Source organism: Shewanella mangrovisoli (assembly GCF_019457635.1).
GTDB lineage: Bacteria > Pseudomonadota > Gammaproteobacteria > Enterobacterales > Shewanellaceae > Shewanella > Shewanella mangrovisoli.
The window spans coordinates 418,832-442,025 of the sequence record NZ_CP080412.1 but is presented as its reverse complement, the minus strand read 5'-3'; the positions used below and the strand labels follow the sequence as shown (position 1 = coordinate 442,025).

The following is a 23,194-nucleotide window of genomic DNA, read 5'->3' as shown; positions in this document are numbered from 1 at the left end:
TTGAAATTTTTACCTAAAGAATGGGTCGAGGAACAGACGATAAAAGAACCCAGTGCTGCCAAGAAAGCCTTTGCTACACTTAAAAAATCGTCTCTTCGCCTAAAAAGTATGATGCGTATATTATATCCGCTAATCGTCTTAGTATGCGTGATTCTACTCTCGCCAGTTGCCCACGGCGCCGATGAGCATTCCCCATTTAAGTTACGTTTTTGTGTCGAAGAGACTGAATATCCGCCGTTTAATTACTTTATTCGGCAAGATGGCATTAAGACTTCTACGCTTAGCGGCTATGATATCGACCTGCTAGAACAGACCTTCAAACCTATTGGAATTGATTATGAAGTGTTGGCTTTACCATGGTTACGTTGCTTAAAAGACGTACATAATGGCAGCATAGATGCCGCTATGAGCGCATCGCTCAATCGACAACGAGCCACTGATTATACCCCATCTGTTGCTTATTATTACCTCACTCCCAGTTATTTTTATTTGAAAGCTGAACTTGAACCACAGTTTCACATCAAGGATATCAACCAATTGGCTGATTTTGGCACCGTCTGCGGCATCAAGGGTTTCAACTACGATAACTTTGGCTGGCATCACGACACGCCAATTAGCGAGATAAATTCTCTACATCATCTACCGGAAATGCTGCTGAAACACAGGTGTAAATTCTTTATCGCCCGTAAGGAGATTTTGGCAGGCACACTCGCCTTAGCGCAGGCAGGCGAACTGCCGAAGACACTCACCTCACAACCGTCGCCGAATACTCAACAGGAACCCTTTTATATGCTGATTTCGAAGCGTTCAGCTCATAAAGACTTGATTGCTAGTGAGTTTAATCGGCAGGTCAAGGCGATGCGTGATAATCACCAACTCGAAGCCCTCTACCAATACCATATTCAAAAGCTTACTCACGGGGGCGATAAGGGCAGTAATTCGCCTTAGGGCCAATTTGTGGATGGTTACGGCAAGTCTCTGGACGTTGATGATAAATGGTGCAGCGGCGGGTTTTACTGTCTAAATACAAACAGTCATCGTTGGCCATACGAGCCAGAGTAAAGATCGCGGTTTTATGATTAAAGTTGTCGATAATGCGCGCTTTTTGCAGACGTTTGGCGATAGCTTTAAGATCGCCCTCGGCTTCAAACTCATCGACTAACGTCATGCGCACTAGGTCGCTCACAGTGACTTCAACAGGCAGCGTACAGCAGGTCGCGTGGCAAGTGTCGCACAAACCTTTACGGTATTTTTGCCAAGTCGACAAATCATCGATATTGAAAATCGCCACCGCATTAGCCGTATTTTTGCCCCGTTTCGACACGCCAGAACCTACAGATGGAAATTAAAGGGCGGCAATTATAGCAGCCCCAAAGCAGAAATAAATCTGCCGCCACGGCTAGGTTGCAAACACATCGAGGCGAACCTTAATCAACAGTAACTTAACAAGTCTTGAGGCAAAGTCTCGAGGCAGTTTACGATTCGATGACCACAGTATTGCGCCCTTGCTCTTTAGCGCGATACAAACAAATATCGGCACGGCGCAGCACCTCAGAGAGGGTAAACCCGCGAACGCTTGTATCTAAGGGGAGATACCCGCCACCAATGCTGAGGGTAATTTTGCCCTTGGGAGAGCTACGATGGGGAATATCCAAGGCGGCGACTTGATAGCAGAGCTGGTTGGCTATCGCCTCCAATTGGATAGGCGTTATCTGCTCAAGAATAATCGCAAACTCTTCGCCACCGATTCGAGCCAGCAAACTATCCTGCGGCAAGACATCACACTGTTTGAGCGCCTGCGCAACCAATCTAAGCGCCGCATCGCCTTCGAGGTGACCGTAAGTGTCGTTGTAACTCTTAAAGTAATCGACATCCAACATCAGCAACCCCACGGGTTTAGCTTGTTGGAGCAAGGTTTCCAAAGTATGAGTAAAAGGGCGACGATTGCTTAAACCAGTCAACTCATCGGTTTCGGCCATCACACGTAGTTGAGCATTCACCGACACTAAAGCCTGTTGCAGGCTGAGCATCTGTCGCTCTTTTTCCTCACGCAGTAATAATTCGTTCAGAGCCGCCGCAAATTGAGTCAGCATCACCTTCTTTTGTGGATTCCAATTTAATGGACGGCTCACCATGGAAAGCGAGAGTAAACCGAGTAATTCATTGGCATTTTTAATTGCAAATGCGGCGATAGAACAAATCCCAACCGAGCGCAGCGCTTGGTATTCCGTAGGAGACTCATGCTCTAAAAAATCTATCGATTCGATGACTAACGTCGACTCAGACACAAACTTTTGTGCCAGCACAGCAACACTATCGACGGAGATATCTTGGATCTGATTTGCCTGCGACTCACAGCTCCAAAAGCTACGGTAATTGGCGTAGCGCTGGGTAAACTCAATAATACTGACCCGTTCAACATCGAATAACAGTCCAATGCGATGGCAGGCATCGGCGAGGCATTCATCCAGTTGCGAGGTATCTGTGGTTAAAAACTGCAGTGACATCTCGGCTAATAACTGATTCGCCTGGGATTGCCAATTAAGCTCTTGAGTTCGCTCGTCGACTAAACGCGCCAACTGATTCTGCTGCTGTTGTAATTCGCGTCCCTGACGCTTGTTAATGGCTAAGTCATTGCGAATGCGCTGATACATGGCCTGTAGCGATTGCGCCACATGGCCAATTTCATCTTGGCTGGTCACTACACTGATGGGCACTTTCAGTTTGGGTAATGAATTCAAATTGATTTGATTGGCAAACCGCTCCAGTGCCGACAATCGGTTGGTCACCAATAAACGCACCATAGTGAGGATCAGGTAAATCATCAGCAGGGTTTTAAGGCCATTGCCGAGGACGATGATAATCAACTGCTGCCATAATTCGTAATACAGCTTATTGGTGTCCAGACCAACGGTGAGTGACCCAATCAGCTGCTCTTGATACATTATCGGATAATGAAACGAAGTTTGGTTGTCCTCCTGCGCACCTAAGGACTTACCTAGCTGCATGGTCACACCATCGACACTTTCGAGATTGACACTCGAAACCATGGGCATCATCCCTAAACCCGACAACAGATCGGATAACAGGCTATGGTCGACATCCCAGAGCGACTTAGCAATGCTAGGCAAGATAGACTCGGAATACTCACGAATATCCGCCGTAGCCTTATCTATGCTCTCCTGATAATTCCATACCAACTGCACCAACATAGTCAGGACGGCAAAAAACGAGCTCACCCCAATAATAGTGAGCGTCATCCTGTGGCTGATGGAATGATTACGATGCTTCATGGATACCTATTCGTTATTATTGCGGTGGCAACTTATCCAAAATTTGGGATTGAAAAATTGCCGACCAATCCCTTGCCACTAACATGCGATAAAACTCTGAGCCCGGCTCAAGCACGCTAAATAACTGGACCTTGTCGTAGGGATAATATTGCCCTGTCGCCTGATAATGTTGCAGTTGCACTAACCCCAATGCGCCCGCTAAAAAATGCCCACCACCGAGTACACTGAGTTGTTGCTCTTGGCGAAGCCGTAAAATCTCGGCTGACGTATTTACAGAGCTCACCAACACATCTCGCCTTGGGTTGAGCCCTTTTTCCTTCAATGCCTTAATTACCCCCATCGCCATTCTGTCACTTGCGGTCCAAATCAACTTTAAATCGGGATAACGGGTCAGCAGCGTCAATGCTTGCCCATAGGCAATATCCTCACTCCATTGGCCATAAACCGTTTGTGTGACTGTCACATTGGGTTGCATAAAGAAATAATCGTTGGCGCCCTGAGTCCGCAGAACAGATGCGGGCGTGGACTTATCGCCCGAGATCAATAAAACCTTAGCTTTTTTAACGTCTAACCCCGTTAACAAAGCTTTAGCGGTCTCGGCTCCGATAGCATAATTATCGGGCATAATGGCGGGCAATAAATAGGTCTGCCAATGGGGATCTTGCAATAGCATTTCCCGTTCGGCCACGGAAATATCATTCAAAATAAGCTGCACATAAATGGGATGGTGATAAAGCATCTGCAACATTTTTAATGCTGATTGCTTCTCATTAACCAAAATAACCTGATTGGGAAGGGATTGTTGCGATTTTAATAAAGAGTCTAACTGGCTAATCATTTTAAAATGATTGCGATCTGAATGGATAATTTGCAAATTAATGTCGAGTTTTGCTGAGGCCACCCACATTAATTTGTCGACATCACCCCAAAAGCTATCGGCCTCGGCACCGGGATTGAAAAACGCCACATCGAGTTTGGCCCATGCTGGCATAGTAGAAAACAATATGCCAATAAATAAACAGGTTAAGCACCATAGACGCAAAGGCGAGTACTCCTCGACCATGTTTCCCCACATGTGATCCGTCACCAGAGGTCACTTTCTTATTATCGATTCACAACCGTGTTACCGCATAAAGATTTATGCCCGATACAGGCAATCACTCATTCGATTAAACCACAAAAACTTACAAAGTGTACGTTATTAATAACGAATGATGATTTTCTCTATCGTTTACTTCTAGGATTGAAACACATTTATTTTAATATGAATAAGATAAGGAGAAATATGCCCCAAGGGCAATTTAGCCCATAAGACTGAAATAAATCTTCAATTCGTCGCAAAACCCTCACATAACCGCACCCACCGAGCAACTCAGCCCAAGATTGCCTTACGCTTATACTCTGTTAGTATATGTATAAATTCACAGTGATTGAGCGCTAACGACTTGCAGCAATTGGATCTTGTTCCGATCACCGACCTCAAAGGCGTCGCCAAAAGGGTGGCGGAAAAACTCGCAAAGCTCGGCATCACAACAGTACAAGATCTGCTGTTTCACTTACCCCTGCGCTACGAAGACCGCACTCAAATTTATCCTATTGCCGCCTTAATGCCGGGTAATTACGGCACCATTGAAGCCGAAATCCAGTCGACACAAATCATTCAAGGCCGCAAACGCATGCTGGTGTGCAATGTGCGGGATAATACCGGCAGCATGAGCCTGCGCTTCTTTAACTTTTCGATGGCGCAACGCAATGCGATGCAAAATGGCTTAATGATCCGCGCCTATGGCGAAATTCGCCGGGGTAATCATCAGGCCGAAATCGTCCATCCCGAGTACAAAATTGTCTATCCCGGTGAAGATATTCATTTAAGTGATACCCTCACGCCGATTTATCCCACCACGGAAGGGCTCAAACAGGCGAGCTGGATTAAGCTCACCGAGCAAGCCCTCGAATTATTAGAAGACGGTGGTTTGACCGAGTTATTACCCGCCAATTTGCAGCCCAATAGCATGAGCTTGAAACAGGCACTGCAAACCCTGCATCGTCCCCACGCGGGGATATCGCAATTTGACTTAGAGCTCGGCCAGCATCCGGCGCAGCAACGACTGGTGCAGGAAGAACTGCTCGCCCATAACCTCAGCATGCTCCGCCTCAGGCAGCGCAGCAATCTCGACGCTGCCGTGACCATGCACGCCAGCGGCCAGCTTTTGAATCCCTTTCTCGCCTCATTACCCTTTAAACCGACGGGCGCCCAGCAAAGGGTCGTCGCCGAGATAGGTAAAGATTTAGCACAGCCACACCCCATGATGCGCTTAGTTCAAGGTGATGTAGGTTCGGGTAAAACCTTGGTCGCCGCCCTCGCCGCATTGCAAGCCATCGAAAATGGCTACCAAGTGGCCATGATGGCGCCCACCGAATTACTCGCCGAGCAGCATGCGACTAACTTTGCCGCGTGGTTTGAATCCCTCGGGTTAAAAGTCGGTTGGCTAGCGGGCAAGCTTAAAGGCAAGGCACGAGCGCAATCCTTAGCCGATATTGAATCGGGCGCGGCGCAAATGGTGATAGGCACCCATGCCATCTTCCAACAGCAGGTGACCTTTAACAAACTCGCCTTGATCATCATTGACGAGCAGCACAGGTTCGGGGTTCACCAACGGATGGGACTCAGGGAAAAAGGCATTAGCCAAGGCTTTCATCCCCACCAGTTAATTATGACGGCAACGCCGATCCCACGAACCTTAGCCATGACGGCCTACGCCGATTTGGATACCTCGATTATCGATGAGTTGCCGCCTGGCCGCACGCCCGTGACCACAGTCGCCATTCCCGATTCGCGTCGCAATGAAGTGCTGGAACGCGTCCGCAACAGCGTAGTCACGGATAAACGCCAAGCCTATTGGGTATGTACCTTGATTGAAGAATCCGAAGTCCTCGAGTGCCAAGCGGCGGAAGATACCGCCGAAGAGTTGCGCCAAGCACTGCCGGAACTGAGCATAGGTTTAGTCCACGGCCGGATGAAAAGCGCTGAAAAGCAAAAAATTATGGCCGACTTCAAGGCGGGAACTATTCATTTATTGGTGGCAACCACAGTGATTGAAGTCGGCGTCGACGTCCCCAACTCCAGCTTAATGATTATCGAAAACCCAGAGCGACTAGGCCTTGCACAGTTGCACCAGCTGCGGGGCCGTGTAGGGCGCGGTGCCGTGGCAAGCCATTGTGTGTTACTCTACAAGGCGCCATTGAGCCAAACTGCGAGCCAGCGGTTAAATGTGCTCAGGCAAAGTAATGATGGTTTTGTGATTGCACAGAAAGACTTAGAGATCCGTGGGCCGGGCGAAGTACTGGGCACTAAGCAAACGGGGCTGGCCGAGCTGAAAATCGCCGACCTTGTCCGCGATCAGGCGCTTATCCCACATATCCAAAAACTGGCGAGCCATGTGATGTCACAGGCGCCAGAGTCGGTCGATGCCATTATTCATCGTTGGCTTGGACACAGGCAGCAATACGTTCAAGCCTAAACCTTAAGCTAACCCCTTCAAGGTAAAATAAATTCAGCCTGTTCAGCTCACCGCTATGGACAAGCGCGTGGAAACTTGCACAATGAACCTGCCACCGACAACTCGTTGGCACTTGCACTTTAAATGTTAGCTGCATGTATTCACCCCGTTACCTTGACACTTAAGCGAAGGATGTAAAATGCAAGTTAATCAAGATGATAGAATTACACCTCAAGAAACCTCCTCAAGCAGTAATCGCTTTGCTTTGATTGCGATTGTGCTCGTCCTACTGCTCTCTGCGGGAGGTTATTATTACTACACCAAAGATGACTCACCCAAGCTCATCCCCAATGCGCCCATAGTGCTGCCTGAGCCGCCTTCATCTGAACCAATGACGCTCGAAACGGGCACTGAGCCTGAAACCGCACCGGTGGAAAATGAAACCCCAGCGGCGACCACGACGGAAACCGAAACCGTTGTCACGCCAACCGAGCCTGCGATTCCTGAAGAAGTCGTCCCCAGCCTGCCTGAGAGCGATGCCTTCGTGCATCAAAAAGCGCTGGCGATCATCAATAACAACGTGGTCGGCTCCTCCTTAGTGAACCAAGATTTGGCCCGTCAGTTTGTGGTGTTCGTGGACAACTTGGCCCAAGGCGATCTCGCCCGCAAAGTCAGCCCAGTCAAAGGCCCAGAAAAGCTGTTCGCTGTGTCTGAAATCACGAGCAAAGTGTATTTAAATCCAGAGAGTTACCACAGATATGACGCCTATGCGACTGTGATTGCCAACATGGATGAGCAAACCTTAATGCACACCTACAAACAGCTCACGCCGCTGTTTGACGAGGCCTTTGCCGAATTGGGTTACAGCAACGCCAAGTTCAATGACAGAATGCTGCAAGCCATTAAGATCATGCTCGCAGCTCCTATCATCGAAGAGCCTATTGAGCTGAGTTCTATCAGCGTGAACTACCGCTTTGTAGATCCTAATTTAGAGGCCTTACCGAGCGCGCAAAAACTGATGATCCGCATGGGGCCAGAAAACACCCGTAAAGTGAAAGCGGCGCTGCGTAAACTGGAAAACCAACTCGCCCAGTAATGCTCCAAACTTGTCTAAAAAGGCGCCTAGTGCGCCTTTTTTTACATCCACACTTTCAGCTCCATTTCAGCGTATAAACCCAGCTTGCTAGTCGTTCAACTCTGGTTCAGTAAGACAGTTTATAGTGCTCTTCCCCCAACTGTTCTGCTGCAACTTATGTTGCTTAACAGTGATAAATCGAATCTTGATTGCATTTTGTTAACCGTCATGATGCAAATGGCTTCATTAAAACTAAGGACTTAGTGTAGAATAAGCCGCACATTCATCGGGGAATTGGCGCGATTTATCCAACGCGTAGACAAGCTATAGGCCTATCAATTCATTAATATTTTTCGCTTAGTTAGGGATAACTAAGACAGCTTTAAATAGTGTCGAGGCAAAGTAGTGCAACTCAGATTCAGCATCCATTCTTGGGGCGCATGGGCGCCAAAGTATCCACAGCGTGATGACTGGCAAACTTGGTGCAAGCACTCGGCTGACACAAGCAAAGAAAATGACCTCGAGGGGATTTCCCCTGCACTTTCGCAAGTTCCCGCCATGCAGCGCAGACGTTTTAGCCGTTTAACCAAGATGATGCTGGATGTCAGCTTCCAATGTGAGGCAGCACCTAACTGTCGCTCGATATTTGCTTCTCGCCACGGCGAGCTGCACCGCACCATTGGCCTGCTCGAAGATATTATTGAAAAACAACCGCTTTCCCCCTTAGGTTTTAGTCAGTCGGTGCATAACACTGGCAGTGGTATTTTTGGTATTTTAACCAACAATACCGCCCCTTCGACCTCGATTGCCGCGGGAACAGAAACCCTTTCCCAAGCCATGGTGGAAGCGTTCGCCCAGCTGTACCAATCGCCTGAGCCACTGCTGTTGGTGTTTGGCGATGACCCCGTCCCGCCGGTCTATGATGAATTTACCCAAGAGTTTGAGTTGCCCTTAGCCCTAGGATTGACCCTAGCGCCTGCAGATGAGAGTGCGACCGTTACTCTCACCCTAAGCCAACTGACAACGGAGCAGCAACAGCAGGCCACGCCGCTGTCCTACGGCAAGTTGATCCACGCGCTGGCGACCTCACAGGATATTGCCGGCTGCTTGTCGCACTGGCACTGGAGCCTAACGCATGCCTAATCCAGTACCACACAATGCCGAATTTAATGTCGCTTATACGCTGCCTGAAAAACGCCGCGCGGGAATCAACTATATTCCCCGTTGGCTCGGCGGCGTCAGTTGCTACATCGCCTTTGGCCTCGGTGGACTGTTAAGCTCGCTAACCATCTTGCCTCTGCTGCGTTTTTGGCCGGGCACGCCCGAGGCGCGGATTATCCGCGTACAAAAGGCCGTGCACACTATGTTTAAAGGCTTTGTGGCCATGTTAACTTGGGCGGGAGTGATCCGAGTCAGTACCCATAATGCCGAACTGCTGCGAGATGCTAAGGGTGTGATAGTGATTGCCAATCACCCGAGTCTGGTCGATGTGGTGGTATTAATCAGTTTGATGCCCAATGCGGGCTGTATCGTTAAACAGGGGCTGTGGCGCAATCCCTTCTTACGCGGGGTCGTCTCCTGCGCGGGATATATTCCCAATCGCGGTGCCGAGCTGATGCTCGAAGATTGCCGCGGAGTGCTCGCCAGAGGCACTAATTTAATTATATTCCCTGAAGGTACGCGCACAGTATTTGGCTCAATAATCAATGAGTTTGCCCGCGGTGCCGCCAATATTGCGATTCGCACCCAAGCCGATATTTTACCTGTGGTTTTGCGCACCAATGTGCGTGGTTTGACAAAGGAACAACCTTGGTATGAGATCCCAAGGCAGACCATGGGAATGGCCGTCGAAATCGGCAACACAATTTCTCACCAAGGCTACCAAGCCCCTTTGGGTGAGCATGCGAAAATGGCTCGGCAATTAACCCGAGACCTTGAACAATACTATCAACAACAACTCGAAAATAATTATGACTTTACATAACGAAATTAAACAGTTGATCATCGACTGCCTCGACTTAGAAGACGTCAGTATTGATGATATCGACACAGATGCACCGCTCTTTGGTGAGGGACTTGGACTCGACTCGATCGACGCGCTCGAGCTGGGTTTAGCCATCAAGAAAAAATTTGATGTGAAAATCGAAGCCAACTCGGATAGCACTAAGGCGCATTTTTACAGCGTCGCCAGCCTAGCTAACTTCATCGAATCACAACGTCCGTAGGAGAGGAAGATGCAAAACCGCGAACAAATCCTCGCTATGTTGACCACGATTTTGGTGGATGAGTTTGAAATCGATGCCGATGCCATTACCCCAGAGGCGAATCTCTACCAAGAGTTAGATCTGGACAGCATAGATGCCGTCGACTTAGTGATTAAGCTGCAGCAACTCACGGGCAAGAAAATTCAGCCCGACGAGTTTAAATCTGTACGCACAGTCAACGATGTGGTTAATGCCATTGAAGGCTTAGTTAAAGACTAATGCGTGTCCTGCTACAAGTACTAACCGCACTCGCGCTGATTGCTTATCCAGTCGCCGTGTATTTAGGACTGAATTATCTGCCAGCAGGCACCATAGCCCTAGTGCTATGCCTCTTGTTGGTAGTGCGTTTAATGCTGCAAAAGCAAAAGGTTAAAACCTTAGTTTTGCCTTTGCTTGTGGGGATTGCACTCACAGCGGGCAGTTTTGTCGCCAAACGCAGCGACTGGCTCTTGTATTACCCCGTGGTGATAAACCTCACCATGTTAGCCCTGTTTAGCTACTCGCTATACCAAGGCCCGAGCATGATTGAACGGCTCGCACGGCTCAAAGAGCCCGATTTGCCGGATGAAGCCATAGGTTATCTTAAAAAAGTCACCCTGCTTTGGTGTGGCTTATTTATCCTAAACGGCACTGTGGCGGCCTATACCGCCGCGTTTACCAGCCTAGCAACTTGGACCTTGTATAACGGTTTGATTGCATACGTACTCATGGGACTGCTCCTCGGTGGGGAATGGTTATATCGCAGCTTTTGGTTGAAGAAGACATGACACAACTACTCAAAAACTGGTTAACCCAAGGGCCATTCGCCCAACAACTGATCAGCTTTAATCACCATGACATAGTCACAGGTGCCCTGTTTACCAATCAGGTTGCGCATTTTTACGAGCAGCTGCGCCAAGCGCCTGAACAAAAATGGTTACTGGCGAGTGATACCAGCGATCTGTTTGCCGTGGGTTTATGTGCCGCACTCTTGGCGGGCAAGGAAATTATTCTGCCGCCCAACACCCAAACTGGCACCCTGAGTGAACTGACCCATCAGTTTGAAGGCATATTGTCAGACAAACCACTGTGCGAGAGTCACGCCTTTATCCTGCTGAATAAAGAGCTGAGTCTGCCCACCAAACCTTGGCCAGAGAGCGACAGCTTTGGTGAACTGCTGCTCTTTACCTCGGGCAGCAGTGGCGAGCCCAAGGCGATTCGCAAAAGCTTAAGGCAGCTCGATGCCGAAGTGACAGTGCTCGAGCACACCTTCGCCGAGCATTTGCCCCATTGCAGTGTGGTATCGACCGTTTCCCATCAGCATATCTACGGCTTGTTGTTTAAGATCCTCTGGCCCTTAGCCGCCAGTCGCCCTTTTTTAAGCGAGCAGATCGAATACCCTGAGACCTTAAGCTACTACACCGCACTGTTGCCGAATTTGTGCCTCATCAGTAGCCCAGCGCAATTATCCCGTTTGCCTAAGGCGCTAGAACACGAACGCCAACTTCGCTCACCCAGCTTAGTCTTTAGCTCCGGCGGGCCATTAAGTTTCACCGCCGCCCAAGGGGTTGCCCAGTGCTACGGCCATTTACCTATCGAGATATTCGGCAGCACCGAAACCGGCGGTATCGCCTATCGTCGCCAACACGAGGCCGACGAACCTTGGCAAGTGTTTGAACAAATTACCATAGACCAAGACGCTGACGATGGCGCCCTGCTGCTGAAGTCACCCTATTTGGCTGACGATCAGTGGTTACGTTGCGAAGATAAAATCGAGCCGACGGCCAATGGCCAATTCAGGCTCAAGGGAAGACTCGATCGCATAGTTAAGATTGAAGAAAAACGTCTTTCACTGGCGCAAATGGAGACCTTGCTCTGTAGCCACGCCTATGTCGAGCATGCCGCCTTGGTCGTATTACCCCAGTTTAAATCCCAGTTAGGGGCGGTGATCACCCTGTCGCCATTGGGCCGAAGCGTGCACCAAGAGCAGGGAAAACTCAGTATCAACAACGCGTTAAAAGCGCATCTACTGACTCAGTTCGAGCGCGTGACCTTGCCGCGCCGCTGGCGTTACCCCGAAACCTTACCGTTAAACACTCAGGGCAAGCGCGTCGTCGCCCAGCTAGTTGAGTTATTTGACCATGATTAAGTCGAGTTTACCGCCGATCCTCGCATCAGAGATCGGCCCTGAGAGTATTGAACTGCGCCTTTTTGTCGCCGCCGATCTCGAATATTTTAACGGCCATTTTCCCGAGCAAGCCGTGCTCCCCGGCGTAACCCAACTCGATTGGGCCGTGCGCTTAGGTTGCAAGCATTTTGGTTACAACGCTGCGGTCGCTAATTTAGAAGTGCTAAAGTTTCAACAGCTTATTCTGCCAGGGCAGGAAGTCACCTTAGCCATTAGCCATAATGCCGCCAAAGAGAAGTTAACCTTTGCCTACAGCGATGGCGACCACCGCTATGCCTCAGGGCGTATCAGCTTTGCTAGTCAGCAAGATGATGGAGCGTCCCTGTGAGCGACGGTATGAGCGACACAATGCTAGTACCGCCGAGTGATTTAATGGGCACGGCGCTAATCAAGCTGGCACTGGTGATCCCCAATTATAATCATAGCGCCGCGATCGCCCAGACCTTGGCCGAGCTTGCCGCCCTCAATCTGCCCTGCTATTTAATTGACGATGGCAGCAACGATGAGACCCGCTATCTGCTGCAATCCTTGGCGGAGCAACACGACTGGGTGACGCTACTGCAACACCCCTATAACCGTGGTAAAGGCGCGGCTGTGATGACGGGGCTTCGCCGCGCCTATCGCGATGGCTTTACCCATGCGCTACAGATCGATGCCGATGGCCAGCATAATTTGAGCGATATCCCCGCCATGCTCGCCAAGGCGCAGTCCAAGCCGGATGCGCTGATCTCGGGCAAGCCCGAGTACGACGAGTCCGTCCCCAAGGGGCGACTCTACGGTCGTTACCTCACCCACTTTTGGGTATGGGTCGAAACCTTAAGCTTTGATATTCAAGATTCTATGTGCGGATTTAGGGTGTATCCCTTAGCCGCCACCGAGCGTCTCTTAAGCCAGCACGCCCTCACGGAGCGGATGGATTTTGATATCGAAATCCTAGTCAAACTCTACTGGCAAGGGGTGGAAATTCTGTTTCACCCCACTAAGGTCATTTATCCCGAAAACGGCGTCAGCCACTTTCAAGGTGTGGCCGACAATGTGCGCATCACTAAGCTGCACACCCGATTATTTTTCGGCATGTTAAAGCGCCTGCCACAACTGCTGCGCCGTAAACAGAAAGCGCAATCGCTCCAGCCCGATAAAGCATCAACCCATTGGTCAGGGATGAAGGAGCGCGGTAGTTATTGGGGCATAAAACTGTTAGTCGAAAGCTACCGATTCGGCGGCCATTGGTTGTGCCGCGCCATTATGTATCCGGTAATTTGCTATTTCTTCCTGACGGGCAAAGTCAGCCGCGAGGCCTCGTTGGATTTTCTGCGCCGCGTGCAACGCCTCGAGCCGCAACATCCGCAATTGAATCGCCCCATTCGCTGGCGCGATAGCCTGAACCACTTTCTCGCCTTTGGTAATGCGGCGCTCGATAGAATCGATGCCTGGTGCGACCGTATTCAATTAAGCCAAGTGGATTTTCCCGACCGCCAGGTGCTAGCCGATCAGCTAGAAAGTGGCAAAGGTGCCGTGCTGCTGGTCTCCCACTTGGGTAATCTCGAACTGTGCCGCGCGATTTCAATCCACCAGCGCAAGGTCAAAGTGAATGTCATGGTGTTAACCAGCCATGCCGAAAACTTTAATAATGTCCTCAAGCAATTAAACCCCGATAGCACGCTGAATTTGATCCAAGTAACCGAGCTTAATCCCGCCACCTCTATGCTGCTACAGCAAAAGATTGAAGACGGTGAGCTAGTAGTGATTGCTGGCGATAGAACCTCATCCCACTCCCAAGGACGCGTGGTATATGCGCCATTTATGGGTGAAGAGGCAGCCTTCCCGCAGGGGCCATTTATTCTAGCCGGCCTCTTGGATTGCCCAGTGTATCTGATGTTTTGCCTGCGCGAACAAGGGCGATATCGCGTGCATTTGGAGCACTTTAGCAACAGCCTCAAGGGCCCGCGTGCAGGGCGAATGGAACGACTACAACAGGCGGTGCATAACTACAGCGAGCGCCTCGAACACTATGCAAGGCGTGAGCCCTTGCAATGGTTTAACTTTTTTGATTTTTGGCGGGACGATAGCAAGGTTAACCGCGCGACATCCGCCCCACAAACGACAGCAGCACTCCCGGAGCTGGAGCGCACTACAGACAGGACAGAGCATTTATGAGCCACGCAGTTACTCACACGACAACCACTGAGCAGCCAATCGAATTTGGCCGTCAGTTACTCACATTAGAGCAAGTCGTCGCCGTTGCTAAGGGTGCTAAAGTCAAACTTTGTGATGATGCCGATTACCAAGCTTATATCCAAAAGGGCGCCCGCTTTATCGACAGCCTGCTACACGAAGAAGGTGTGGTCTATGGCGTCACCACCGGCTATGGCGACTCTTGCACAGTCAACGTAAGTCTCGATTTAGTCCACGAATTGCCACTGCACTTATCCCGCTTCCATGGCTGTGGCCTCGGCGAAGTCTTGAGCGTGATGCAGGCGCGCGCCGTGATGGTTTGCCGTTTAAACTCCCTCGCCATTGGTAAATCCGGCGTGACCTATGAGCTCTTAAAGCGCATCGAAACCTTGCTTAATCTCAATATAGTGCCGGTGATCCCAGAGGAAGGTTCGGTCGGTGCCAGCGGTGACTTAACGCCATTGTCTTACTTGGCCGCCGCGCTAGTTGGCGAGCGCGAAGTGATTTATAACGGCGAGCGCAGAGCCACCCAAGAGGTTTACCGTGAGCTGAACATCACGCCCCATGTGCTGCGCCCCAAGGAAGGTTTAGCCCTGATGAATGGCACGGCAGTGATGACGGCATTAGCCTGTTTAGCCTTTGATCGCGCACAATATTTAGCGCGTTTAGCCAGCCGCATTACCGCCATGGCGTCGTTAACCCTCAAAGGTAACTCGAACCATTTCGACGATATTCTGTTTGCCGCCAAACCCCATCCGGGACAAAACCAAATCGCGACCTGGATTAGGGAAGATTTGAACCACCATGTTCACCCGCGCAATTCCGACAGATTGCAGGACAGATATTCCATCCGCTGCGCGCCGCACATCATTGGCGTATTGCAGGATGCACTGCCCTTTATGCGCCAATTTATCGAAACCGAAGTCAACAGCGCCAACGACAACCCCATAGTCGATGGTGAAGGCGAGCATATTCTCCACGGCGGCCATTTTTACGGTGGACACATTGCCTTTGCGATGGATTCCTTAAAAAACACTGTGGCCAACATCGCCGATCTTATCGACCGCCAAATGGCACTAGTGATGGATCCTAAGTTTAACAACGGTTTACCCGCTAACCTTTCGGGTTCTACTGGCGCGCGCCGTGCCATCAACCATGGCTTTAAGGCGGTACAGATCGGGGTTTCGGCATGGACCGCAGAGGCGCTCAAACACACTATGCCTGCGAGCGTGTTCTCTCGCTCAACCGAATGCCATAACCAAGATAAAGTCAGCATGGGTACTATCGCCGCCCGTGACTGTATGCGCGTGTTGCAGCTGACAGAACAAGTCGCCGCGGCTGCCCTGCTCGCCATGACCCAAGGCATTGGTCTGCGCATCACACAGAACGAGTTAGACGAAGCCTCGCTGACGCCATCGCTAGCAACCACGCTCGCCCAAGTGCGCGCTGACTTTGAGCCATTAGTCGAAGACAGACCGCTCGAAGCCGTATTGCGCCAAACCGTTGCGAAAATCCAAGCGGGCGAATGGGAAGTGTGCCGATGAAATCCTTGCTCAGCATAGAAATGGACATGCAGATCCCCTTCCACGATGTGGATTCGATGGGGATCACTTGGCATGGTAATTACCTACGTTATTTCGAGATTGCCCGCTGCAAATTGCTCGACGAGTTAGGCTACAACTATCGCCAAATGCAGGCGTCGAACTACGCTTGGCCAATTATTGATTTGCAGATCAAATACGTAAAGGCCAGCACCTTCGAGCAACACATTACCGTGCGCGCCGAGTTGGTCGAGTGGGAAAATCGTTTAAAAATCAATTATCAAATCCGTGATACGGCAAGCGGCGAGCGCATTACTAAGGGCTATACCATTCAGGCGGCAGTGGATATGACGAGCCAAGAAATGTGCTTTGTGACGCCAGAGATATTCCGCAGCAAAATCGCCCCGCTACTTGCAAAGGCGGATAGCGAATGATTGCCCTCTTTACAAATTGGCCACGAGCTAAGTGGTCGCAATGGTTCTGCCAAAGCCTACTATTAAGCTGCACACTGCTGCTTGGTTCAGTACAGGCGCAGAGCCTTGCCGATTCTAATCTCAATGGTGCAAACCTCACTGACTCAACCCTCAGAGGTGCGAGCCAGTACCAAACACTATTCGCCCAAGGCGCAGATAACGCCGCATTACTCGCCCTCAGCCAAAAGCTCAATCTTGGCGAGACGGTTCGCGGTCACTTTGTGCAATCACGCCAACTTAAAGTGCTGAAAAAGCCCCTAGTGAGCCAAGGCCAGTTTGTGTTCGACAAGGCACAAGGACTGATCTGGCAACAACTAAGCCCCTTCGAATCTTTGCTGATTTTAAAGGATAAGCAACTGATCCAAAAAGATAGCCAAGGGCGAGTGCAAATCAGCCAAGCCGATGCTTCGGCAAGCGCAGCGGCCATGGGTGATTTGTTACCGAGTCTAGTGAATGCCATGCTGGGCGGCGATATTTCGGGCTTAAGTGCAAACTTCGAACTGCACTTTTTCGCCCAAGAGCCCTTAGCGCAAGGCAAGTCGCCACAAGAAGACTCAAGTTCAGGCAGCGCAAACTGGCAGTTGGGATTAACCCCTAAAGATCCGCTGATGAAGAAGGCCATCGCCCATATGGTGCTCGAAGGCAGCGATACGCTACACGCCTTAGTGCTGCTCAGTGCCGCACCCAACGTGAGTCCGCAGGATATCACCCGTATCGATTTTAGCGAGCTGCGCCAAGGTCCACTGAGTGAGGCTGAGTTAGCCCAATATGCCATCAGCCAGACAACGCCTAAAGACACTGGTCCGAGAGAATAAGGCAGAATCATGGCGCCCAAGATTGCCACACGTATTGGCCACAGCCTGATGCAAACCTCGACTAAATGGCGCTTCGCGATTTGGCTGAGCCTGATGCTGGCGGCGAGCCTGTGGACGCTACAGCTGTGGCAAAATGGGGCAAAGGTTCAAAGCGATATTCTCGCCATGTTGCCCCATCTTCAGCAGGACGCACTCACGGCGCGCGCCCTCGAACAAGTGGAATCGACACTCGCCGATCAAGTGTATCTCGCTCTAATTGCCGAGGATGAACCTCAGGCGGTTGCGGCGGCCACACTCCTGATGGAGCAGCTTAAGACTCAAAATACCGCCTTTACCGATATTCGCAGCGCCGATCTGCAGATGGGTGAAGCCCTAGGGCAATTTTATTTCCCCTATCGCTTTAAACTGCTCACGCCTGAACAAACCGAAGCCTTAAGCCATAATGGCCTCGAGCACTTAATTGCCTCAGCCACTCAGCAGCTCTACAATGCCTTTAGTTATGCCAATAGCCAACTCTTGACCCAAGATCCTTTGCTATTGTTCCCCGCCAATTTGCTCGCCCTTGCGCCTAGTTCGAAGCTGAGCGCCAGCCAAGGGATTTTACTTGCTCATCCACAAGGTGTTGATACCAAACAAGGTGTTGATAATAGTGAAGGCGTGGCCGCCATTGTGATGGCAAAGGGCACCGAAAGCGCCTTTAACCCTAATGCGCAATTACGCCAGCAAGCGGCACTGACTCAGGCGCTGAATGCCGTCAGCGCCCAATATGCCGGCATTAAAGTGTTACAGGCGGGCGCGCTGTTCCATGCCATAGAAGCTACCAATACCGCTAAGAGTGAAATCTCTGTCCTCGGCCTCGCCTCTTTGCTTGGCGTAGTGTCATTGGTTTGGCTGGCCTTTCGCTCCGTGATGCCACTCTTGCTAGCGATGGTGACAATCGGCAGCGGCCTGCTGCTGGCGGTGACTTTTACCTTAAGCGTGTTCGGGGAGCTACATTTACTCACTCTCGTCTTTGGCACTAGCCTGATAGGGATTGCCATCGACTACAGCTTTCATTTTTACTGCGAGCGCTTAAGCGATCATCAGCGTAGCGCGCAGGCGACCGTGGCCTATATCTTCCCCACAGTTTCACTCGCCTTTATCACCAGTGCCTTAGCCTATGTCGGTATCGGTTTAGCGCCGTTTCCTGGCATGCAGCAGGTAGCGATTTTCTGCGCCTCAGGCTTACTCGGCGCCTACCTGACGTTAGTGCTCGCCTATCCATTATTGGCGGGCAGCAAGTTACCTTCGGGGGAGCGTCCGTTAACCCTCGCACAAGCTTATCTTGCGAAACTCACCGGATTCTCCAATAAACTGATCTCGCCATGGGGATTGAGTCTGTTTGCCTTAGTGCTCGTGGGAATCTGCCTGTTGGGGATCAGCAAGCTTAACGTCGACGATGATATTCGCCATTTACAGCAAAGCCCTGCGAGTGTGACTGAGCCTGAAGACAAGCTCAGAAAATTACTCAGTGGCGGCACGGATAACCAGTTTTTATTGGTGCGCGCCCCCAGCGAAGAATCCTTACTGCAACGGCTCGAAACCCTAAGTCCGCAGCTCGATGCCGCCATTAAACAGCAAGAGCTGGGCAACTATGTCAGCCTCAGCCGTTATCTGCCGAGCAAGCAAAAGCAGGATGCGGCGTATCAATTGCAGGGCAAGATTTACCAGTCGCAATTAACCACAGTGCTATACAGCATTGGCCTCGATGACAGCCTAGCACCTGAGCTTTCTGCCGCCTATCTTGCCGCCAAGGATAGCTATATCACCCCGACGGATTTTTTCGAACTGGGCCTAGGCAAACAGTTAGCCCCTCTCTGGCTTGCACCACAGGGATTAGCGCCGATTGGGCACTCAACAGAGTCAGCGACCAGCCCCGATAATGCCAACCTAGGGAATGAAAGCCACGGCGCCATAGTGCTGCTCGGTGGTATTGAAGATATTACGGCCCTCAAGGCACGCTTTGCCGAGGACCCGCAGGTGCAGCTTATTGATAAAGTCGCGGATATCTCCACGATAATGGGGCATTATCGCCTGCTTACGCTCAAGTTATTGGGGCTGGCGCTCGTTATCGCCCTCTTGCTATTTAGCCTGAGCTTTGGCGTTAAAAGAGCCGCCCTAGTGGTCGCCGTGCCTGCACTGGCTGCGGTACTCACCTTGGCCATTTTAGGCTTAGTCGGCTCGCCCTTAAGCTTGTTTCATACGCTGGCGCTGATTTTAGTCTTCGGGATTGGGATAGATTACAGTTTGTTCTTTGCCTCTGCAGCGCAACATGGCAAGGCTGTGATGATGGCGGTATTTATGTCCGCCTGCTCGACCCTATTGGCCTTTGGCTTACTCGCCTTTAGCCAAACCCAAGCTATTCATTATTTTGGATTGACCCTATCCCTCGGCATAGGGTTTACCTTTGTACTTTCGCCATTGATTTTGACCACCAGTCAGGTTTTAACCACCAACAAGGTCTCGATACCTACAAGGAATGTTATTTAAATGTCCACATCTACCGCTGCAAGCTCCACACAGTCTCACTCCCTTTCCGTCGATGTGGCCATTATTGGTGCAGGCCCCTCGGGCTCGATTGCCGCTAGCCTGTTGCATAAGCAAGGCAAACGCGTATTAGTGCTAGAAAAACAACACTTTCCACGCTTTTCTATCGGCGAGAGCCTGCTGCCCTGCTGCATGCAATTTATTGAAGAAGCAGGCATGTTAGAGGCGCTGAATGCGGCGGGATTCCAATATAAAAATGGTGCCGCCTTCCGCCGCGATGGGGTATATACCACCTTCGACTTTACCGACAAATTTACCCCAGGGCCGGGCACAACCTTCCAAGTGCAACGGGCAAACTTCGACAAATTGCTCGCTGATACCGCAGCAAGCTTTGGGGTGGAGATCCGTTACGGTGAAACCGTTGAGGCAATCGATTTAAGCGCCAATCCACGCTTAAGCGTGCGTAACGAGCAGGGCGAGCTGTACCAAGTTGAAGCGCAATATGTGCTCGATGCCAGTGGTTTTGGCCGAGTATTGCCACGCCTACTCGACCTCGAAACGCCGTCTTCACTGCCGACCCGTAGCGCTATCTTCACCCATGTTGAAGATAACATCAGCGATCCCGACTTCGACCGGAACAAGATTTTAATTAGCGTACACCCGCAGCATCAGGATATTTGGTACTGGTTAATTCCCTTCAGCAACGGCCGCTGCTCACTCGGCGTCGTGGCTGAGCCACAATTACTCGCGCGTCTCGAAGGTGATTTAGAGCAGCAGCTACTGACCATAGTCAAAGAAGAACCCGGCCTGAAAGCATTGCTGGCCAATGCCAAGGTCGCTCAGCCCTGTGCGACACTCAAAGGCTATTCCGCCAACGTATCGCGCCTCGCCACCGACAAATTTGCCCTGCTGGGCAATGCGGGCGAGTTCCTCGATCCAGTATTCTCATCGGGTGTGACTATCGCTATGCAGTCGGCATCCATGGCGGCGAAATGCGTGCTTAAACAACTTAATGGCGATACAGTCGATTGGCCAGCCGAGTACTCGGCGCCGTTAATGCAAGGGGTGAACACCTTCCGCACTTATGTGCAGGCTTGGTACGATGGTCGCTTCCAAGATGTGATTTTTTACGAAAATCCGAATCCTAAAATCAAACAGATGATCTGCTCGATTTTGGCGGGCTATGCTTGGGATGTGCAAAATCCCTTTGTAAAAGATTCCGAGCGACGTCTGAATATGGTGGTCGAGCTATGTCGGCAAGAAGCCGAACTCAGCGCCGAGCCCGCCGTTAGCGAATTAGCCGAGGTGTAATTCGATGCGCTTAAGCCTTAACGCCAAAAGTCGCAAAACTATTGCGACGTGTAGCCTGCTCCTTATCAGCCTAGGTTTGATGGGATGCAGCGAGCTGCTCTATCGGCAAACCTGTGTCGGTTTGGCGAAAGATATGCGTTACTGCTTAGCACCACTGCCCCATGATTTTGGCCCTGCAACGAATAAACCGCTCAATAAGCCGCAGACGAATGACCCTAAAATTCAAGGTAATAGTCAGCAAGGTGACAGCAAAGCTGGGGTATCCTCGCCCCAGTCCTTTAGTCAGAAGGTGAGTATTAAGGTGGGCGATAACACCCACGAGCTACTCACCCAGCTCGAACTCGAAGGGGAACGGATGACGCTGGTCGGGCTCGCGCCCCTTGGGCAGGCATTGTTTACCTTGGTTTACGATGGGAATACACTCAGCAGTGAACAGAGTCTCTTGCTAGGGGATGAGTTTAAGGCTGAATACCTGATGGCGATGATGCAACTCATCTATTGGCCGGAGCAGAGTATTAAAAGCCATTTAGAGGGCGGCGAGTTAGTGACAGGACTGTGTGACACTCTTCCCTGTCGCCAGTTTTATAGCCAAGACACGCTGATCAGTCGCAGCGATAGCCAGACTCAAGTGATACAAATTCGTTATCAGCAACAGACCGACGATGCCCTCTGGCAAGCACACATTAATTTGACCATGCCACAGGCAAAGTTTGAGTTAGAGATACAACCCATTTAATCGTCTTTTGACAATGCCATAGGCACCCGTTAACAGCCTATTGATATGAGCCTTTAGCCTTGCTCAGATCAAAGGCCATAGGTATAGCAAGCAGCAATGAACAACAGAGTCGCCATTACACAAATTGGATTGTGTACCCCGTTAGGGCAAACGCCCGAGCAGGTGTTAGCCCGCTTGATTGCAGGCGATACCAGTGCCATGCAAACCAGTGATACTCTGCTATTTGGGGAGTCGACACTGGTTGCGCCCGTCACTGAGTCGTTACCGACCATTCCTGCCGCGCTGGCGCAATTCGATTGTCGCAATAATCAATTACTCCTTGCTGCCGCACTGCAAATTCGCGATGCCGTAGAGCAAGCCAAAGGTGAGTTTGGCGCCGACCGCATCGGCGTTGTCTTAGGCACCAGCACCTCGGGGATTTCGAAGGGCGAAGCCGCCTTGGCCTATCGCAATCAACACGGCCACTTCCCCGCCGATTACCATTATTTCCAGCAGGAACTCGGCAGCACCAGCGATTTTTTACGCCAGTTATTTGAGCTCCAAGGCCCTTGCTACACCATTTCGACCGCCTGCTCCTCCAGCGCTAAGGTGTTTGCCAGCGCCAAACGCCTACTCGAGGCCAAGCTGTGCGATATGGTGATCGTCGGCGGTATCGACAGCCTGTGCCAACTGACAGTTAACGGGTTTCACGCCCTAGAATCGGTTTCCAAGGGACATTGCAATCCCTTCAGCGCCAATCGCGATGGCATCAATATCGGTGAAGGCGCCGCGCTATTTACCCTGACCTTAGCGACAGACAACACTGCAAATGAAGCCTGCGTTTTGCTTGCAGGTATCGGTGAGTCGAGCGATGCGCACCATATGTCGGCGCCACATCCCGAAGGCGCTGGGGCGATTGCCGCCATGCAGGCCGCGCTTGATGATGCACAAATATCGGCGCAACAGATTGATTATATAAACCTACATGGCACAGCAACGCCTAAAAATGATGCGATGGAAAGCCGCGCCGTAGCCTCGGTATTTGGCGATACACCGCCACCCGCAAGCTCAACCAAACCGCTGGTCGGCCATACCTTAGGTGCCGCGGGCGCGATTGAAGCCGCATTTTGTTATTTACTGCTCTCACCCCATAATCACCATCTTGCCCTGCCTCCCCACAGGTTTGATGGGCAGCCAGATCCACAGGATCCCAACATAGCTTTAGTCGCGCCCAAGCAATGCGCCGAGCATGGCAGGCTTAACTATGTGATGAGCAACTCCTTCGCCTTTGGCGGCAGCAATGCCAGCCTGATTTTTTGCCGTAAAGGGGCTTAAGATT

Annotated in this window: 21 protein-coding genes; 18 read left to right on the top strand and 3 right to left on the bottom strand. The window is 50.9% G+C overall.

What is annotated here, in order from left to right; genetic code table 11:
• Positions 1 to 948 carry a substrate-binding periplasmic protein gene (locus K0H60_RS02055; RefSeq protein WP_258405782.1) on the top strand — a complete coding sequence of 316 codons (948 nt, stop codon included), beginning with the start codon at positions 1 to 3 and terminating at the stop codon, positions 946 to 948.
• Here the strand turns inward: K0H60_RS02055 and K0H60_RS02050 are convergent.
• From K0H60_RS02050 to K0H60_RS02040, 3 genes are all read right to left on the bottom strand, one after another.
• Entirely contained in the window at positions 911 to 1,324 is a 414-nt protein-coding gene (locus K0H60_RS02050) for a YkgJ family cysteine cluster protein (RefSeq protein WP_011715581.1), read from the bottom strand. The genes K0H60_RS02055 and K0H60_RS02050 overlap by 38 nt on opposite strands.
• Positions 1,325 to 1,475: 151 nt before the next feature.
• The gene (locus tag K0H60_RS02045; protein ID WP_220057098.1) at positions 1,476 to 3,293 is read right to left on the bottom strand and encodes a GGDEF domain-containing protein; all 1,818 of its coding nucleotides are present in this window, start codon (positions 3,291 to 3,293) and stop codon (positions 1,476 to 1,478) included.
• Between the two features lie 16 nt (positions 3,294 to 3,309).
• Positions 3,310 to 4,335 carry an ABC transporter substrate-binding protein gene (locus tag K0H60_RS02040; protein ID WP_434086665.1) on the bottom strand — a complete coding sequence of 342 codons (1,026 nt, stop codon included), beginning with the start codon at positions 4,333 to 4,335 and terminating at the stop codon, positions 3,310 to 3,312.
• A 403-nt stretch (positions 4,336 to 4,738) separates the two neighbouring features.
• On the opposite strand from K0H60_RS02040, the gene recG reads away from it, so the two are divergent.
• The 17 genes from recG (at position 4,739) to K0H60_RS01955 (ending at position 23,190) form a co-directional block, all read left to right on the top strand.
• Positions 4,739 to 6,814: an ATP-dependent DNA helicase RecG gene (recG, locus tag K0H60_RS02035; RefSeq protein WP_220057096.1), complete on the top strand. Its 2,076-nt coding sequence runs from the start codon at positions 4,739 to 4,741 to the stop codon at positions 6,812 to 6,814.
• A gap of 178 nt (positions 6,815 to 6,992) precedes the next feature.
• On the top strand, positions 6,993 to 7,889 hold the full coding sequence (locus tag K0H60_RS02030; RefSeq protein WP_220057095.1) for a DUF3014 domain-containing protein: 897 nt from the start codon (positions 6,993 to 6,995) through the stop codon (positions 7,887 to 7,889).
• A gap of 384 nt (positions 7,890 to 8,273) precedes the next feature.
• Positions 8,274 to 9,011 carry a beta-ketoacyl synthase chain length factor gene (locus tag K0H60_RS02025; protein ID WP_220057094.1) on the top strand — a complete coding sequence of 246 codons (738 nt, stop codon included), beginning with the start codon at positions 8,274 to 8,276 and terminating at the stop codon, positions 9,009 to 9,011.
• Positions 9,004 to 9,852 (top strand): lysophospholipid acyltransferase family protein, encoded by an 849-nt coding sequence (locus tag K0H60_RS02020; protein WP_220057093.1) that lies wholly within the window; start codon positions 9,004 to 9,006, stop codon positions 9,850 to 9,852. Before K0H60_RS02025 ends, K0H60_RS02020 begins: the two co-directional genes overlap by 8 nt.
• Positions 9,839 to 10,093, top strand: a complete 255-nt coding sequence (locus K0H60_RS02015) for a phosphopantetheine-binding protein (RefSeq protein ID WP_011621156.1) — start codon at positions 9,839 to 9,841, stop codon at positions 10,091 to 10,093. The genes K0H60_RS02020 and K0H60_RS02015 overlap by 14 nt, the downstream gene beginning before the upstream one ends.
• 9 nt (positions 10,094 to 10,102) lie before the next feature.
• Positions 10,103 to 10,351: an acyl carrier protein gene (locus K0H60_RS02010; RefSeq protein WP_011621155.1), complete on the top strand. Its 249-nt coding sequence runs from the start codon at positions 10,103 to 10,105 to the stop codon at positions 10,349 to 10,351.
• The gene (locus K0H60_RS02005; RefSeq protein ID WP_011627439.1) at positions 10,351 to 10,899 is read left to right on the top strand and encodes a COG4648 family protein; all 549 of its coding nucleotides are present in this window, start codon (positions 10,351 to 10,353) and stop codon (positions 10,897 to 10,899) included. Before K0H60_RS02010 ends, K0H60_RS02005 begins: the two co-directional genes overlap by 1 nt.
• Positions 10,896 to 12,260, top strand: coding sequence for an AMP-binding protein (locus K0H60_RS02000; RefSeq protein ID WP_220057092.1), 1,365 nt, complete (start codon positions 10,896 to 10,898; stop codon positions 12,258 to 12,260). Before K0H60_RS02005 ends, K0H60_RS02000 begins: the two co-directional genes overlap by 4 nt.
• A complete protein-coding gene (locus K0H60_RS01995) occupies positions 12,253 to 12,627 on the top strand; it encodes an ApeI family dehydratase (RefSeq protein WP_220057091.1) in 375 nt (124 codons plus the stop codon). Before K0H60_RS02000 ends, K0H60_RS01995 begins: the two co-directional genes overlap by 8 nt.
• A gap of 20 nt (positions 12,628 to 12,647) precedes the next feature.
• Entirely contained in the window at positions 12,648 to 14,456 is a 1,809-nt protein-coding gene (locus K0H60_RS01990) for a glycosyltransferase family 2 protein (RefSeq protein WP_220058100.1), read from the top strand.
• Positions 14,453 to 16,018, top strand: a complete 1,566-nt coding sequence (locus K0H60_RS01985; RefSeq protein ID WP_220057090.1) for an HAL/PAL/TAL family ammonia-lyase — start codon at positions 14,453 to 14,455, stop codon at positions 16,016 to 16,018. Before K0H60_RS01990 ends, K0H60_RS01985 begins: the two co-directional genes overlap by 4 nt.
• The gene (locus K0H60_RS01980) at positions 16,015 to 16,449 is read left to right on the top strand and encodes an acyl-CoA thioesterase (RefSeq protein ID WP_088212604.1); all 435 of its coding nucleotides are present in this window, start codon (positions 16,015 to 16,017) and stop codon (positions 16,447 to 16,449) included. Before K0H60_RS01985 ends, K0H60_RS01980 begins: the two co-directional genes overlap by 4 nt.
• Entirely contained in the window at positions 16,446 to 17,303 is an 858-nt protein-coding gene (locus tag K0H60_RS01975; RefSeq protein ID WP_220057089.1) for an outer membrane lipoprotein carrier protein LolA, read from the top strand. The genes K0H60_RS01980 and K0H60_RS01975 overlap by 4 nt, the downstream gene beginning before the upstream one ends.
• Positions 17,304 to 17,312: 9 nt before the next feature.
• Complete coding sequence (locus K0H60_RS01970) at positions 17,313 to 19,832, top strand: MMPL family transporter (RefSeq protein ID WP_220057088.1); 2,520 nt, start codon at positions 17,313 to 17,315, stop codon at positions 19,830 to 19,832.
• Positions 19,833 to 21,140 (top strand): NAD(P)/FAD-dependent oxidoreductase, encoded by a 1,308-nt coding sequence (locus K0H60_RS01965; protein WP_220057087.1) that lies wholly within the window; start codon positions 19,833 to 19,835, stop codon positions 21,138 to 21,140.
• Between the two features lie 4 nt (positions 21,141 to 21,144).
• Positions 21,145 to 21,876 carry a DUF3261 domain-containing protein gene (locus tag K0H60_RS01960; protein WP_220057086.1) on the top strand — a complete coding sequence of 244 codons (732 nt, stop codon included), beginning with the start codon at positions 21,145 to 21,147 and terminating at the stop codon, positions 21,874 to 21,876.
• Between the two features lie 96 nt (positions 21,877 to 21,972).
• Positions 21,973 to 23,190 (top strand): beta-ketoacyl-[acyl-carrier-protein] synthase family protein, encoded by a 1,218-nt coding sequence (locus tag K0H60_RS01955; protein WP_220057085.1) that lies wholly within the window; start codon positions 21,973 to 21,975, stop codon positions 23,188 to 23,190.
• The last annotated feature ends 4 nt before the right edge of the window (positions 23,191 to 23,194 follow it).

What these genes read in the sequence shown, in the direction of transcription:
- K0H60_RS01985 (WP_220057090.1), top strand. Translation starts at nt 14,453, where the DNA reads ATGAGCCACGCAGTTACTCACACGACAACCACTGAGCAGCCAATCGAA.
- K0H60_RS01980 (WP_088212604.1), top strand. Translation starts at nt 16,015, where the DNA reads ATGAAATCCTTGCTCAGCATAGAAATGGACATGCAGATCCCCTTCCAC.
- K0H60_RS02015 (WP_011621156.1), top strand. Translation starts at nt 9,839, where the DNA reads ATGACTTTACATAACGAAATTAAACAGTTGATCATCGACTGCCTCGAC.
- K0H60_RS01990 (WP_220058100.1), top strand. Translation starts at nt 12,648, where the DNA reads ATGCTAGTACCGCCGAGTGATTTAATGGGCACGGCGCTAATCAAGCTG.
- K0H60_RS01975 (WP_220057089.1), top strand. Translation starts at nt 16,446, where the DNA reads ATGATTGCCCTCTTTACAAATTGGCCACGAGCTAAGTGGTCGCAATGG.
- K0H60_RS02000 (WP_220057092.1), top strand. Translation starts at nt 10,896, where the DNA reads ATGACACAACTACTCAAAAACTGGTTAACCCAAGGGCCATTCGCCCAA.
- K0H60_RS02030 (WP_220057095.1), top strand. Translation starts at nt 6,993, where the DNA reads ATGCAAGTTAATCAAGATGATAGAATTACACCTCAAGAAACCTCCTCA.
- K0H60_RS01960 (WP_220057086.1), top strand. Translation starts at nt 21,145, where the DNA reads ATGCGCTTAAGCCTTAACGCCAAAAGTCGCAAAACTATTGCGACGTGT.
- K0H60_RS02005 (WP_011627439.1), top strand. Translation starts at nt 10,351, where the DNA reads ATGCGTGTCCTGCTACAAGTACTAACCGCACTCGCGCTGATTGCTTAT.
- K0H60_RS02020 (WP_220057093.1), top strand. Translation starts at nt 9,004, where the DNA reads ATGCCTAATCCAGTACCACACAATGCCGAATTTAATGTCGCTTATACG.
- K0H60_RS01955 (WP_220057085.1), top strand. Translation starts at nt 21,973, where the DNA reads ATGAACAACAGAGTCGCCATTACACAAATTGGATTGTGTACCCCGTTA.
- K0H60_RS01970 (WP_220057088.1), top strand. Translation starts at nt 17,313, where the DNA reads ATGGCGCCCAAGATTGCCACACGTATTGGCCACAGCCTGATGCAAACC.
- K0H60_RS01995 (WP_220057091.1), top strand. Translation starts at nt 12,253, where the DNA reads ATGATTAAGTCGAGTTTACCGCCGATCCTCGCATCAGAGATCGGCCCT.
- K0H60_RS01965 (WP_220057087.1), top strand. Translation starts at nt 19,833, where the DNA reads ATGTCCACATCTACCGCTGCAAGCTCCACACAGTCTCACTCCCTTTCC.
- K0H60_RS02045 (WP_220057098.1), bottom strand. Translation starts at nt 3,293, where the DNA reads ATGAAGCATCGTAATCATTCCATCAGCCACAGGATGACGCTCACTATT.
- K0H60_RS02010 (WP_011621155.1), top strand. Translation starts at nt 10,103, where the DNA reads ATGCAAAACCGCGAACAAATCCTCGCTATGTTGACCACGATTTTGGTG.